Source organism: Nonlabens ponticola (assembly GCF_003966335.1).
In the GTDB taxonomy this organism is placed as follows: domain Bacteria; phylum Bacteroidota; class Bacteroidia; order Flavobacteriales; family Flavobacteriaceae; genus Nonlabens; species Nonlabens ponticola.
In genome coordinates, this window is record NZ_CP034549.1 from 2,120,437 (window position 1) to 2,134,487 (window position 14,051).

13 protein-coding genes are annotated in these 14,051 nt (G+C 40.1%); 9 read left to right on the forward strand and 4 right to left on the reverse strand.

Features of this window, described 5'->3' with window-relative positions:
* Positions 1-4: 4 nt before the first annotated feature.
* The 6 genes from EJ995_RS09675 (at position 5) to EJ995_RS09700 (ending at position 6,262) form a co-directional block, all read left to right on the forward strand.
* Complete coding sequence (locus tag EJ995_RS09675; RefSeq protein ID WP_126447992.1) at positions 5-772, forward strand: TIGR02757 family protein; 768 nt, start codon at positions 5-7, stop codon at positions 770-772.
* A gap of 72 nt (positions 773-844) precedes the next feature.
* Positions 845-2,047, forward strand: a complete 1,203-nt coding sequence (locus tag EJ995_RS09680) for a sensor histidine kinase (protein WP_126447994.1) — start codon at positions 845-847, stop codon at positions 2,045-2,047.
* A gap of 52 nt (positions 2,048-2,099) precedes the next feature.
* The gene (locus EJ995_RS09685) at positions 2,100-3,998 is read left to right on the forward strand and encodes a BatA domain-containing protein (protein WP_126447996.1); all 1,899 of its coding nucleotides are present in this window, start codon (positions 2,100-2,102) and stop codon (positions 3,996-3,998) included.
* Entirely contained in the window at positions 3,995-5,245 is a 1,251-nt protein-coding gene (locus EJ995_RS09690) for a dihydroorotase (RefSeq protein ID WP_126447998.1), read from the forward strand. The genes EJ995_RS09685 and EJ995_RS09690 overlap by 4 nt, the downstream gene beginning before the upstream one ends.
* The gene (locus EJ995_RS09695) at positions 5,238-5,594 is read left to right on the forward strand and encodes a hypothetical protein (protein WP_126448000.1); all 357 of its coding nucleotides are present in this window, start codon (positions 5,238-5,240) and stop codon (positions 5,592-5,594) included. Before EJ995_RS09690 ends, EJ995_RS09695 begins: the two co-directional genes overlap by 8 nt.
* Positions 5,591-6,262 carry an alpha/beta hydrolase gene (locus EJ995_RS09700; RefSeq protein ID WP_126448002.1) on the forward strand — a complete coding sequence of 224 codons (672 nt, stop codon included), beginning with the start codon at positions 5,591-5,593 and terminating at the stop codon, positions 6,260-6,262. Before EJ995_RS09695 ends, EJ995_RS09700 begins: the two co-directional genes overlap by 4 nt.
* Here the strand turns inward: EJ995_RS09700 and EJ995_RS09705 are convergent.
* Positions 6,259-6,762, reverse strand: a complete 504-nt coding sequence (locus tag EJ995_RS09705) for a hypothetical protein (RefSeq protein ID WP_126448004.1) — start codon at positions 6,760-6,762, stop codon at positions 6,259-6,261. The genes EJ995_RS09700 and EJ995_RS09705 overlap by 4 nt on opposite strands.
* On the reverse strand, positions 6,759-7,532 hold the full coding sequence (locus tag EJ995_RS09710) for an MBL fold metallo-hydrolase (RefSeq protein WP_126448006.1): 774 nt from the start codon (positions 7,530-7,532) through the stop codon (positions 6,759-6,761). Before EJ995_RS09710 ends, EJ995_RS09705 begins: the two co-directional genes overlap by 4 nt.
* An 83-nt stretch (positions 7,533-7,615) precedes the next feature.
* Here EJ995_RS09710 and EJ995_RS09715 point away from each other — a divergent pair, with 83 nt between their 5' ends.
* Complete coding sequence (locus EJ995_RS09715; RefSeq protein ID WP_126448008.1) at positions 7,616-9,067, forward strand: TonB-dependent receptor; 1,452 nt, start codon at positions 7,616-7,618, stop codon at positions 9,065-9,067.
* On the opposite strand, the gene bcp is transcribed toward EJ995_RS09715, so the two are convergent.
* Complete coding sequence (gene bcp / locus EJ995_RS09720) at positions 9,064-9,513, reverse strand: thioredoxin-dependent thiol peroxidase (RefSeq protein ID WP_126448010.1); 450 nt, start codon at positions 9,511-9,513, stop codon at positions 9,064-9,066. The two genes, EJ995_RS09715 and bcp, sit on opposite strands and share 4 nt — an antisense overlap.
* Positions 9,514-9,547: 34 nt before the next feature.
* Between bcp and EJ995_RS09725 the strand changes: the two genes are divergently transcribed.
* Positions 9,548-10,216 carry an endonuclease III domain-containing protein gene (locus EJ995_RS09725; RefSeq protein WP_126448012.1) on the forward strand — a complete coding sequence of 223 codons (669 nt, stop codon included), beginning with the start codon at positions 9,548-9,550 and terminating at the stop codon, positions 10,214-10,216.
* A 237-nt stretch (positions 10,217-10,453) separates the two neighbouring features.
* Here the strand turns inward: EJ995_RS09725 and EJ995_RS09730 are convergent, their stop codons facing one another.
* The gene (locus tag EJ995_RS09730; protein ID WP_126448014.1) at positions 10,454-11,038 is read right to left on the reverse strand and encodes an RNA polymerase sigma factor; all 585 of its coding nucleotides are present in this window, start codon (positions 11,036-11,038) and stop codon (positions 10,454-10,456) included.
* 205 nt (positions 11,039-11,243) lie between these two features.
* Here EJ995_RS09730 and uvrA point away from each other — a divergent pair, with 205 nt between their 5' ends.
* Complete coding sequence (gene uvrA, locus EJ995_RS09735) at positions 11,244-14,048, forward strand: excinuclease ABC subunit UvrA (protein WP_126448016.1); 2,805 nt, start codon at positions 11,244-11,246, stop codon at positions 14,046-14,048.
* Positions 14,049-14,051 lie beyond the last annotated feature (3 nt).

The following is a 14,051-nucleotide window of genomic DNA, read 5'->3' on the forward strand; positions in this document are numbered from 1 at the left end:
GATTGTGAAAAAGGCTGAGCTCAAGGAATTTTTAGATGAGAAAGTGCTCATTTACAATAATCCAGACTTCATACCGCACGACCCTATCCAGATACCGCATCAATTCTCATCGCCCGATGACATTGAAATTTCTGGTTTCTTGATCGCCACCATCGCTTGGGGCAACAGGAAATCCATTATCAATAATGGTAACAAACTCATGCAGTTGATGGATCACGCACCTGCAGATTTTATTCGCAATTTTGAGCGTCAGGATTTAGAACGTTTTGACGGTTTTGTCCATCGCACGTTCAATGCAGACGATGCTAGAACCTTTATGCTAGCGTTACAGGACATTGAGCGTGAAGATGATGGACTCGAGTCAGCTTTCGCGAAAGCTTACAAATTATCCAGCAACCTGCAAGAAGGAATTTCAAAGTTTAAACAACGATTCTTCAACATAGAGCATTTACCGCGCACCCAAAAACACGTGAGCGACCCGATGAAAAACAGCAGTGCCAAAAGAATAAATATGTTCCTGCGCTGGATGGTCAGGAAAGATAATGCTGGAGTAGATTTTGGGATATGGAATTCTATTCCTGCCAGCGCTTTATCGTTGCCACTCGACGTACACACGGGTAATATTTCTCGAAAATTAAAACTGCTTAAACGCAAACAAAACGACGGTAAGGCAGTCGCAGAGCTAGATAGCGCATTGCGCAAGCTGGATCCAGAAGATCCTGTGAAATATGATTTTGCGCTTTTTGGCCTAGGTGCATTTAAAGATTTGTAGGAAATCTTAAGTTTAGGTTAAAGTTATTTATAAAAAGAGTATGTTTACCATTCCCTACCTTGAAGCCATAAAATGATAACTGCACCGCTACATAGCCATGAAAATGAGCGACTTGAATATCTGGATCAATTCAGGATTGAGCGCGGAGCAGTGGCAGATCTCGACGAGCTGCTGGATATGGCTTGTAGGATGATCGATATTCCTAAGGGACTAATTTCCATCGTAGAAAGTGACGAGGTCTTCTTTAAATCAGAATATGGTCTGGATCTAGGTTCCAGTCCTAGGGATTTGAGTTTTTGCTCACATGCCATCGCTAGTGGGAAACCTCTCTTTTATATTGAAGATGCTACACAGCATCCAGAATTTCATGATCATCCATATGTAACCGCAGCTGATCCTGTCGTGTTTTATGCAGGTGTTCCCATTATGGATGAAAATGAGTTGCCATTAGGGACTGTTTGTGTGATTGACAACAAACCTAGGTCACTAGACACGCACCATAAAAAATCGCTCAAGTTCATTGCTCAAATGATCATGAAGTACCTAGAGCTACAAAAACGCAATGCAGAGTTACAAAAGCAAGGTACCGTACTTGAGGAAAAAAACCTGATGTTGCGCAACTTTGCCCATGTAGTGTCACACGATCTTAAAATGCCACTAGCAAATGTTGTAATGACCACAGATCTAATGACCGCTAAATATGCTGAATCATTAGATACCAAAGGAATACAATATTTGAAAGGCATGAAGTCCAGCGCACTATCTATGTCTGAATATATTGACAATATTCTCAAGCATTATGAAAGTGAGCAGCCTGTACGAGGTACTCGCGATGATTTCAACATTAATGAATTATTGATCAACATCCAGCAAATGTTGGGTATTGATGAAGATCAGGTACATTTCGTTTTGCCCGAAGACGATCTGGACATAAGCGCAGATCGCGCAGCGGTAGAGCAAATATTGCTCAATCTCATTGGCAATAGCCTCAAATATAATTTTCAGGACCGCATACGCATACAGATCAATGCTACTGAAAGTAAGAAGTATTACCGTATATCGGTCATAGATAACGGTATTGGAATTCCCAAAGGCAAACAGGAAAAGATCTTTGAATTATTCACAACGCTCAACCAAACCGACAGGAACGGAAATAGCGGAACTGGAATAGGATTATCTACCGTCAAGATCCTTGTTGATAAGCTAGGTGGCGTGATTACCTGTAAATCCAGAAAAAATCAAGGCACAGAGTTTACTTTTACCATCGCTAAATAATCACTTGTCGTGTTGAGTAAACGGCCTATCTTTGATCAATCCTTGATAATCGATGCTGTTTAAATACCCTGCTGTACTTTACGGGCTTTTCTTCCTACTCTTACCGATTCTCATTCATCTTTTCCAGCTGCGACGCTTTAAGAAAAAGGCATTTACTAATGTTGCTTTTCTAAAACCACTTGTCACTCAAACTAGAAAAAGTCGCAGCCTTAAGAAATGGTTAGTGCTTTTAACCCGATTGTTGGCTGCGGCATGTATTATCATTGCCTTTGCACAACCATTCTTTTCTAACCCAGAAATCGAAACTTCTAAAGGTGACCTAATCATCTACTTGGATGATTCCGCAAGTATGGAGCGACAAGGAAAAGACGGTAAATTATTGCAAGAAGCTATTAGAGAATTACTAGAACATCTAGATCCATCACAGACCTTTACCTTATTTACCAACAAAGAAGAGTTTCCAGCCGTAAATAAAACCCAGATTGCCAACCAGCTACAAAGGATTAAAGCAACTGGCGTTTCTCTTTCTCCAGAAGATGTTATTTTAAAAGCAAATAATCTTGCTGGACGAGAAAGTCAAAACACTCAATTCTTATGGATTTCTGACTTCCAGCAATTGGATAACGAAAGTTTTCCAGATTCTACCTATACGCTGCAAACAAGTTTAGTTGCCTTGAAACCACAGGAATCAAACAACATCAGTATCGATAGTGCTTTTATTAAAGATAAATCGATCAGTGAAACAATCATTGAGGTTCAACTGTCTGCTGATAACGAGACTGACAAACCTGTCACGCTTTCCTTGTCAAATACTTCTAGCTTGATCGCCAAAAGCACAACCACTATAAATAGTGGTAAAGGCGTAGCAAGCTTTAGTTTGCCAGCTAATGAGCAGTTTATTGGAAATATACTTATTGAAGACAATTCAATGACTTTTGATAATGTGGTTCATCTCGCTATTAATAAGAATAGCAAGGTGAAAGTTTTGCACGTAAACGATAGTCCGTCTGATTTCCTGAACCGAATTTTCACTGCAGATGAGTTTGAGTATGTGACCACAACCAGCAACAAACTCAACTATAACTTAATTAAAGATCAACAAGTTGTAGTACTAAATGAGGTAGGCAATATCCCAACAGCATTGGTGTCACAAATTAATTCATTTACGAGATCTGGTGGCGTGGTATTGCTAATTCCACCTAGCAACCAGCATAATTACGATCAGTTTACAGCAGTTTCTTCCAGTGAAATTGTAAACCAAGGAAATAAAATTACCAGTATCAATTTTGACCATCCACTGTTACAAGGTGTATTTAATAAACGTATTCAGAACTTTCAGTATCCCAGCGTAAACTCTACGAGCATACAAAGTAACAGCCGCAACAAAATTTTGAGCTATGCAGATGGTAGTCCGTTCTTGTATCAATCAGGAAATATCTATGTATTCACCGCAGCGCTGAATCAGGAAAATAGCAATTTTCAAAATTCACCTCTTATAGTTCCAGTTATCTATAATATAGGTTTGTCGACTAGCAACAAGCAACAATTATATGTTGGGATGGATAGGCAAACGGCTATCAATATTCCTACAACCGTGCAAGACGATCAAGTTCTTGAACTTACAAGAAATGACGTTACAATTATACCACCGCAACGAGCGTACGATTCTTATGTGCAGATTGAAACTGGTCAAGAAATACCAGTTGCTGGAATCTACGATGTGAGGAACGGTGACAACGTCGTCTATAACATTGCCTACAACGAGAATAGAATTGAGAATACTCAAAACACTTACAACCTTTCAAGTCTAGAAAATGTTGAGACAGATATAGCGAGCGTATTGATTAAGCGCAATGAAAACGCTCTTGAAAGCACCTTATGGAAATGGTTTCTCATGGGTGGTCTACTCTTTCTCATTGTTGAATTACTCATCCTTAAATTTGTCAAATGATCTTACTCAAAAAAGTTACGGTAATCGATAAGCAATCATCATGGCATCACAAGACCATCGACATATTGATTGAGGATGATATAATTAAAGCGATTGCAAGCACAATCGATGATGAGGATGCTACGGTCATCGAGGAAGAAAATCTGCATGTCTCCATCGGTTGGATTGATTCTAGCGTTTGCCTGGGTGAACCTGGCTTTGAAGATCGACAAACTATTAAGAATGGTCTAGACACAGCTGCGGCTTCAGGTTTCACTCATATCATGATGAATCCTGATAATCAGCCCAATCCGCAAGATGCCAGCGGCATCAAGAATTTGAAGAATAGTTTACCAGAACATGCAGTAAGTATTTTACCCGTAGGAAATCTATCTATAAATCAAGAAGGAAAACATCTTGCAGAATTATATGACATGCAGCAAGCTGGTGCAGTCTCGTTTTATGATTTCAAGAAGAGTATTGGAAATAGTAATCTTCTCAAGTTAGCACTGGAATATTCCGGGCCTTTTCATGGAGTAATTCAATCATTCCCACAAGATAATCACGTCGCGGGCAATGGCTTAATCAGTGAAGATGAGACAAGCGTACAATTAGGGATAAAGTCTATCCCTAAAATGGCTGAATCAATACAAATCGCCAGAGACCTAGCCATCGCAGCTTATTCTGGTAATCATTTACACATTCCTACCGTTTCCACAATTGCTGGATTAGAACTTATAAAAGCTGCAAAGCAAAAAGGAACTAAGGTAACTTGCAGCGTTGCCATTGCCAATTTTGCGACTGCTAGTCCTGCATTACTAGATTATGACACACGGTTTAAATTGCAACCACCATTGAGAGACGAGCAGGAAATCTCGGGTATAAAGGATTTTATAGAGGATGGAACTATTGATATGATTACCAGCGATCATATACCTAGAACCATAGAATCAAAAAAGGTGGAATTTGATCACGCAGATTACGGTAGTGCAAGTTTAGAAAGCGCCTTTGGCATCGCAAACCTACTGTTGGATTCTAATAAGACGGTCGAACTTTTTACAGCCGCCTACAATGTCTTCAATCTTCCAACAACTAAAATTGAGGAAGGACAACGAGCTAATCTCACGCTTTTCAATCCTGATGAGATATATATTATGAAGAAACATAACATGCACTGCACTTCAAAAAATAATATGTTTCTAGATCGACAACATAAAGGCAAGGTGATAGGTATCATCAATAAAGGAAAACTGCACCTCAATGACTAATCAAACAGACGGCAAACTATTAGCGCTACTCGCCTATGCTAGTGCTCTATTTTTATACTTGCATCTAGTCATATTCCTGGCGTTTTTAGGAACCTTCATCTTGTTAAACATGGGAAGAAATCGAGAGTTTGTAGCCTTTCATCACAGGCAAATGTTTGGGATAGGGCTTATCGCAATTCTTGTAAACTCATTGGCAAACGTGGTTCCCAATGGCTGGATTGCATTATTATTTATCACAGGAGTCGTCATGATCGCCGCCATAGGTTTTCTAGCCGCAATAAAAAATCTTAAAACACCACTACCCTACATCGGTGAGAAATTCCAACAGTGGTTTAAATTTATTCAATGAGTCTACACAAAGAACTAAGCCTACAATATCGCCTGCGTCCATCAAGCATTGAGAATCCACCATTGCTATTGCTGGTGCATGGTTACGGTAGTAATGAGGACGATCTATTTTCTTTCGCTCCTTACATGACTGATGAATTGCTGATCGTCTCAGTAAGGGCACCATATGACATGCCGCCACAAGGTGCTGCGTGGTATGCCATTGATTATACAGCTGCTGGTGGGAAATTCAGTGACTTAAATCAGGCTCGTGAGAGTATGCAATTGATCGAGAAGTTTCTCAATGAATTAAAAGCGCATCATAATTATAATCAAGATAGCGTCAACATACTTGGATTCTCACAAGGAGCAATTTTGTCCTTGGCAATGAGTCTTAACAACCCAGCATTATTCAAAAATGTTGTGGCCATGAGTGGTTACCTTAATGTTGATCTCGTGCAGGCAATGGATGATGTGGAGTTACGCTTTCGCGAAAGCAAAATCAAACCCAATTATTTCATATCACACGGTTCCATGGATCAAGTCATACCTGCGGACTGGGCACGACGCACTGCTCCTATTCTCAAGAAATTAGAGGTCGATCAGGTTTATAAAGAATATGCCGCTGGTCATGGCGTGGCACCAGACAACTTTGCCGACATGAAATCCTGGCTAGAAGCTAGACTCTAGCGATACTTGTCGTAAAGTACCGAATGAAGTGTGGTCAACTCAATCTGGTTGTCCTCGCTTATGTTGTAATTGATTAATAATTCACCCCATTGATAATTATCGCTATAATTGGCAAGTACCCACTTGTGATTGACAAATTTAGTGTCATTGATTTGAAAGCCACGACCTTGACCAATATAGGGAACTAGAGGATTGCCGCCTTCTTCTAGGTTAAGGTCCAATAGTTTATCGACCACTTGCTGTTCAATTTGTTGCTGTGTGTATCCTAACTTCTCTAGATAGTCTTGAGCCTCTTGATTACCAGTGAGACTAAATGTTTTGCCCTGAAGCATGGCGGCGTCCTCTATACTGTCTAATTCGCGTTCTTGTTTGTAGGCTTTGGCTCTTAAACTAGTCACATCCTTCTCTAGAGCTTCCTGATATTTTCTACCATTGATGTAAAATACGAGCGCAATTAAAGATGCAAAAATGAATAAGTACAGATATAAGTTTCTTCTCATGGATTTGATTCAATAACAAGGTTGTCATAGGCCAAAAATACATTCTCTGGCAAGCTTTCTTGTACAGTCGCATGAAAACCTAAATGATGACTAATATGTGTAAAATATGTGCGTGCTGGCTTGAGTTCCTCGATAAGCTCCAGTGCTTCTTCAAAATTTAAGTGCGTGCAGTGTGGTTCTATACGCAGCATATTTATGATAAGAACATCTAGATTCTTAAGTTTTTCCTTTTCCTCTTCTTCTATGGTTTTGACGTCAGTCATGTAGGCTACATCACCTACTCTAAAACCATGAACCGGTATAAAACCATGATCCGCTAGAACTGGTGTGATACTCACTCCTTTGACTTCAACTTTTTCCTTATCAAAAATTCTCACATCGAGATCTGCGACGCCTGGATATTTGTTTTCTTCTACAAACATGTAGTTGAAACGTTGCTTAAGCGCCTCGTGAACACGAGTTGTCATGTAACAAGGAATAGCGCCTTGTCTAAAGAAAAAAGGCCTCAAATCATCAAGACCAGCTGTATGATCTGCATGTTCATGGGTGAAAAGAAGCGCATCAAACGATGTTATCTCGTTGACCAGCATTTGTTGCCTGAAGTCTGGACCACAATCAATTAGCAGCCTACAATCATCAGTCTCTATCATTGCACTTACACGCAAACGCTTGTCACGTGGGTCATCGCTATGGCATACAGGATGATCACTACCTATTACAGGTATTCCTTGTGATGTTCCAGTGCCCAGTATAGTGAGTTTTACTTTCATTAAGTTAGGTTAAAAATATTGATATTATTTCATTCGGCTATGAGGTTTGCTACCTTTGTTAACACATCGATAAAGCACCATGCATGGCTATTACCTTACCAGGAGATAATGAATTTGAAACGGTACCTTCGTTAAAAAACAAAGCACTACGCATTAATCTCAATAGAAACATCTACGGAACCTTTGCAGAGATAGGCGCCGGACAAGAAACGGTAAGACATTTTTTTAGAGCTGGTGGCGCTTCTGGGACTATCGCAAAGGCGATGAGCGCCTATGACAAGGACTTTTCTGATGCGGTTTATGGTGTACAAGACGATGGCCGCTACGTGACGGAATCTCGTTTGCGCAAGATGTTGCGCTATGAAACAGATCTTATAGAAGAACGCATATCTCGAGAGAAACACCCTGAAAAACTATTCTTTACCTATGCAAATACCGTTGCAACCATTGATTTTGCTAAAAAATTCTTGGGTCACGGTTGGGTAGGAATTAAGTTTCAGGTCGCGCCAGGTGAAGAATATTCAGAAATTATACTTCACGTACGTTTCAAGGAACGTGATGCACGATTACAGCAAATCACCCTAGGTATTTTGGGAACCAACTTGATCTACGGTGCTTTCTACAAGCATGACCAGCCTAAAAAGCTGCTCAAATATTTATATGATCATATTGATAAGGACAAAATTGAGATCGATTTGATCAACTTTGATGGTCCACGATTCAAGAATGTAGATAATCGCTTGATGAGCCTGCAATTATTACGCAATGAAATGACTGAGGCCGTCATGTTCGGTCCAGATGGTAATAATATTCTGGCAGCGCGTATTCTTTATAAGAAAAACGTATTGGCCTTGCGAGGTAGCTTTAGACCTGTTACCAAGGTAAATATGGACATGTATCGCACTGCCAAAGCAATGTTTATAGAATCGGGAACAGTCAAAGAAGATCGATTAGAGACCATTTTTGAAATCACATTAAGTAATCTCAAGGCATCGGGAGAAATTGATGAAGAAGACTTCCTGCACCGTGCAGAATTATTGGGGTCGCTGGGTCAAACCGTTATGATTTCCAACTTTAAGGAATACTATAGACTGGTAGAATTTTTAAACAACTATACTAAGGAACGTATAGGTCTCGTGATGGGCGTCAATAATCTTGTAGATGTATTCGATACGCAATATTATACTCATTTAAGTGGAGGTATTCTAGAAGCCTTTGGTAAGTTATTCTTCAAGAATTTGAGAGTTTATTTATATCCTATGCAGGATCCAGAAACTGGAGAGCTCATTACCAGCGACAACCTCAAGGTTCATCCTCGAATGAAAGAATTGTACAAATTCTTTAAATACAATGGCAAAGTCAAGGATATAACTGACTATGACGACAGCATAGGCCATATCTATTCGCGCGAAGTGCTGCGCATGATTGATGAAGGCGAGGACGGCTGGAGAGAAATGTTACCAGAAGGCATTGCCCGACTTATAGACGAGCAAAACCTCTTTGGTTGTAATGTGACTCAAGACATGGATGCCTAGAGAATTTGGTCTGCGTGAGCTTTGGTTTTCACCTTAGTAATCACATCTTCTATCACGCCATTCTCATCAATGACAAAGGTCGTGCGGTGGATACCGTCGTATTCCTTGCCCATAAATTTCTTCGGACCCCAAACTTGGTAGGCATTCAGCAGCTCGTGATCTTCATCAGCTAGTAGATCGTATGGCAATTCATACTTGTTTTTAAAATTACTCTGGCGTTTAGGACTATCGGCACTTGCTCCTAGTATTTCATATCCGCTTTCGCGAAAGCGTGACACGTTATCTCGCAAATTGCAAGCCTCTGCAGTGCATCCAGGTGTACTCGCTTTGGGATAGAAGAACAGGACTAACTTCTTACCTTTGAAATCGGATAGAGAAACGGTCTCGCCATCTTGGTTAGGTATGCTAAATTCTGGTGCTTTATCGCCTGGTTTAAGAGTGGTCATAGGTAGTTTTTTTGGTTATAAGTAAAGATACAACATGAACAAAAAGGAAAAAGTAAACTTTGTAATTCAAAAGCTGGAAGAGCTCTACCCTACTATTCCTATACCTCTTGATCATAAAGATCCATACACATTGCTAATCGCCGTTCTATTGAGCGCTCAAAGCACCGATGTGCGCGTGAATCAAATAACACCATTACTTTTTGAACGAGCAGACAATCCTTATGACATGATAAAAATATCCATAGAGGAAATCAGAGAAATCATCAAACCTGTAGGCTTGTCACCCATGAAGTCTAAAGGTATTCACGGTCTATCCCATATATTGATCGATAAACATGAGGGTCAGGTGCCACAAACCTATGAGGATCTAGAGGCCTTGCCTGCCGTGGGTCACAAAACGGCTGCGGTGGTGATGTCACAGGCCTTTGGGATACCGGCTTTTCCCGTGGACACTCATATTCATAGGTTGATGTACCGTTGGAATTTAACCAATGGAAAAAACGTGGTGCAAACTGAAAAAGATGCCAAACGCTTGTTTCCAGAAGAAAAATGGAATGATTTACACCTGCAAATAATATGGTACGGTCGTGAATACAGTCCAGCTCGTGGCTGGGATCTGGAAAAAGATATCATCACAAGTACTGTAGGAAGAAAAAAGGTACTGGATGATTACTATAAAAAGAGAATCCGCACTAAAAAATAGTGCGGATTCTCGATCTGAAAACAAAAATCTAATTGTTAAGCGTCTCAAATATCATGTTCTTGTATCGCGTGACACTTAATGCTTTTGAGTAGTTGAGTATACTACTAATGGTTTCTGGCCTTGGACCTGTAGGTTTCAAACGTTCAGGTGTTGATGAATTGTAAAGTTTTGGCATGTTTGTATCGTTTATTGATAGTAAAACGATACTTGCTTTAAATTATTATCTATTTAATCCTCTTATTTTGTAAGAATAATATTATGCTTATCGATCACTTTTCGCAAATTGATGAGTGCATATCTCATTCTGCCTAGAGCAGTGTTGATACTTACATCAGTTTGTTCTGCAATTTCTTTAAAGGACATTTCCTTGTAGATGCGCATGATGAGTACCTCTCGTTGATCGTCTGGTAATTCATCTACTAACTTGCGCACATCACTGTGAACTTGGCTTGTAATCAAATCTGACTCGATGCTCTCACATCCATCACTAATGACGTCAAAAATGTCAAAGTCGTTTCTTGCCTGAAACTTAGGCATGCGCTTATTACGACGGAAGTGGTCGATGACAAGATTGTGACTTATCCTCATGACCCATGGCAAGAACTTACCTTCCTCATTATACTTACCACGTTTTAGGGTACGTATCACTTTAATAAAGGTATCCTGAAAGATATCTTCTGTGATATCACGATTCATGACCTTAGAAAAAATAAAGCTGTAGAGTCTTTGTTTGTGGCGATTGACCAGTACTTCTAGAGCACTTTCATTTCCATCCATGTACTGTCTCACGAGGACAGCATCGTTAACGTTGTTCTTTTCCATATAGCAACTACTTAATAGCTAGTTTTTTATCAACCAGAATTTTTAGAGAGTAGTTTTATGGAATACGCAGATTGTTTATAAATTGTTAACGGGATAAATATAGCAACTTTTATTCCACAATAGCAAAAATCTATTTTACAATTTAACAATTTAATAGATTTGACCGTTTATCATATCGATCAACGGCTGCTTATCTTTGTTAGCTATGGCTACAAATCAATTGTTTGATAATATAGATTCTCTAAGTCCCAAAGAGAATATTCTCATAAAAGGTGCACAATTGCACAACCTCAAAAATCTCAATGCCGTCATACCACGCAACGAGCTGGTTGTGATAACTGGTTTATCCGGTAGCGGTAAATCATCGCTAGCATTTGATACCTTGTATGCCGAAGGTCAACGCAGGTATGTCGAGAGTCTATCGTCTTATGCACGCCAGTTTTTAGGAAGGCTCAATAAGCCTAAAGTGGAGTACATAAAAGGAATTGCACCAGCCATCGCGATTGAACAGAAAGTAAATTCTACCAATCCACGATCTACGGTAGGAACCACGACAGAGGTTTATGATTATCTCAAGTTGCTATTTGCCCGTATAGGTCGCACCATCTCGCCTATCTCTGGCGATGAAGTAAAGAAAGATACGATTACAGATGTTGTCAATTATATAAAAGAGCAAGAAGAAGGCACCAAACTTTTGCTCACGACAAGACTTCTTATTAAAGGTAAGCGTGATGTAAAGGAGCAGCTAGCAGTGCTTTTACAGCAAGGATTTACCAGGATAAAAGTCAATGATCAGGTAGTGCGCATTGATCAGGATGATTTAAACGTATCAAAAAAAGATGAAGTTTTCATAGTCATCGATCGTATTATCAAACGAGATGATGAGGATTTTTTCAATCGCCTGGCAGATGCTATTGATACTGCGTTTTTTGAAGGTAAAGGTGTCGCCTATATTGAACACATGGATGGCAGCAAACGTCGTGAGTTTACTAATAAATTTGAGCTGGACGGCATGGAGTTTCTGGAACCTAATCCTCATTTATTCAGTTTTAATAATCCGTATGGCGCCTGTCCTAAATGCGAAGGTTATGGCGATGTCATAGGGATTGATGAGGATCTTGTGATACCCAACACAGCTTTATCGGTTTATGAGAGCGCAGTCTTCCCATGGCGCGGTGAGAATATGAAATGGTACAAAGAGCAACTCATAAAAAATGCTGACAAATTTAATTTCCCTATACATAGGCCTTGGTTTGAATTGACTGAACAGGAAAAGAATCTAGTTTGGGATGGTAACAAATACTTTAGTGGTATCAATGATTTTTTTGCAGAGCTTGAAGCCAAAGCCTACAAAATTCAAAATCGTGTGATGCTTTCTCGCTATCGCGGTAAGACTAGATGTTTACAGTGTAAAGGCAAGCGATTGCGCAAAGAGGCCAACTATGTGAAGATCAATGGAACCACCATTACAGATCTTGTTGAGATGCCTATCAAGAAGTTGAAACCATTTTTTGACGAGCTAGAACTCAATACTACCGAAGAGCAAATTGCCAAAAGATTACTTAAAGAAATCAGATCGCGACTCAATTTCCTGTCAGATGTTGGGCTTAATTATTTGACACTCAACCGTAAGTCAAACACCTTATCCGGTGGTGAATCCCAGCGCATCAATCTTGCTACTTCGCTGGGCAGCAGCTTGGTTGGCAGTATGTATATTCTAGATGAACCTAGCATAGGGCTACATCCTCGAGATACGGCGCGACTCATCAAGGTGCTCAAGAACTTGCGCGATCTAGGCAACACGGTTATCGTCGTCGAGCATGATGAGGAAATCATGCAGGCCGCAGATCGCATCATTGATATAGGTCCTGAGGCTGGCACCCATGGTGGTGAGGTCGTTGCGGCAGGCACACTTGCAGAGATACTGGAAAGTAGCAGCTTAACCGCTAGCTATCTCAATGGGTCTATGGAGATTCCGCTTCCGCGAAAGCGTAACAAGCACAAATATTACATTGACATTAAAGGAGCGCGCGAGAATAACTTGAAAAACATTGATGTGCGCTTCCCACTAGGTGTACTTACCATGGTCACTGGTGTTTCAGGTAGTGGAAAAAGTACGCTCGTAAAGCAGATACTGTATCCAGCTATCATGAAAAAGCTAGGTGGTTACGGTCAAAAACCAGGACAATTCACGGATATATCTGGAAAGTATGAGAACCTAAAAACCGTTGAGTTTATTGACCAGAATCCCATAGGTCGTAGCTCGCGTTCCAATCCTGTGACGTATATCAAAGCCTATGATGACATACGTAATTTGATGTCCAACCAAAAGTTGTCTCATATCAGGAATTATAAACCAAAGCATTTCTCATTTAATGTGGACGGCGGTCGCTGTGAAACCTGTAAAGGTGATGGTGAGGTAACAATCGAGATGCAGTTCATGGCAGATGTCACACTGGTTTGCGAGACCTGTAATGGCAAGCGATTCAAGAAAGATATACTAGAGGTCACGTTTGTAGATAAAAATATTGACGATATTCTGAATCTGACGATTGATGACGCCATGGATTTTTTCACAGCGCAAGGAGAAGATAAAATTGCTCGTAAAATCAAGCCGTTAAAAGATGTAGGTCTAGGATATGTGACTTTGGGACAAAGCAGCTCTACTCTGTCTGGTGGTGAGGCACAAAGAATAAAACTTGCTAGTTTCTTGGTTAAAGGAACAACCAAGGACAAGACGCTATTCATTTTTGACGAGCCTACAACAGGACTTCACTTTCATGATATCAATAAACTATTGGACAGTTTTAATGCACTTATTGAAAAGGGACATAGCGTGATTGTTATTGAACACAACATGGATCTTGCAAAATGTGCCGATCATATCATCGATCTTGGTCCCAATGGTGGTGCAGATGGTGGATATCTAGTGGCGTCAGGAACACCGGAAGAAGTTGCACAGGTAACCGAAAGTTATACGGCACCTTATATAGCAGAAAAGCTATCTTAGTAA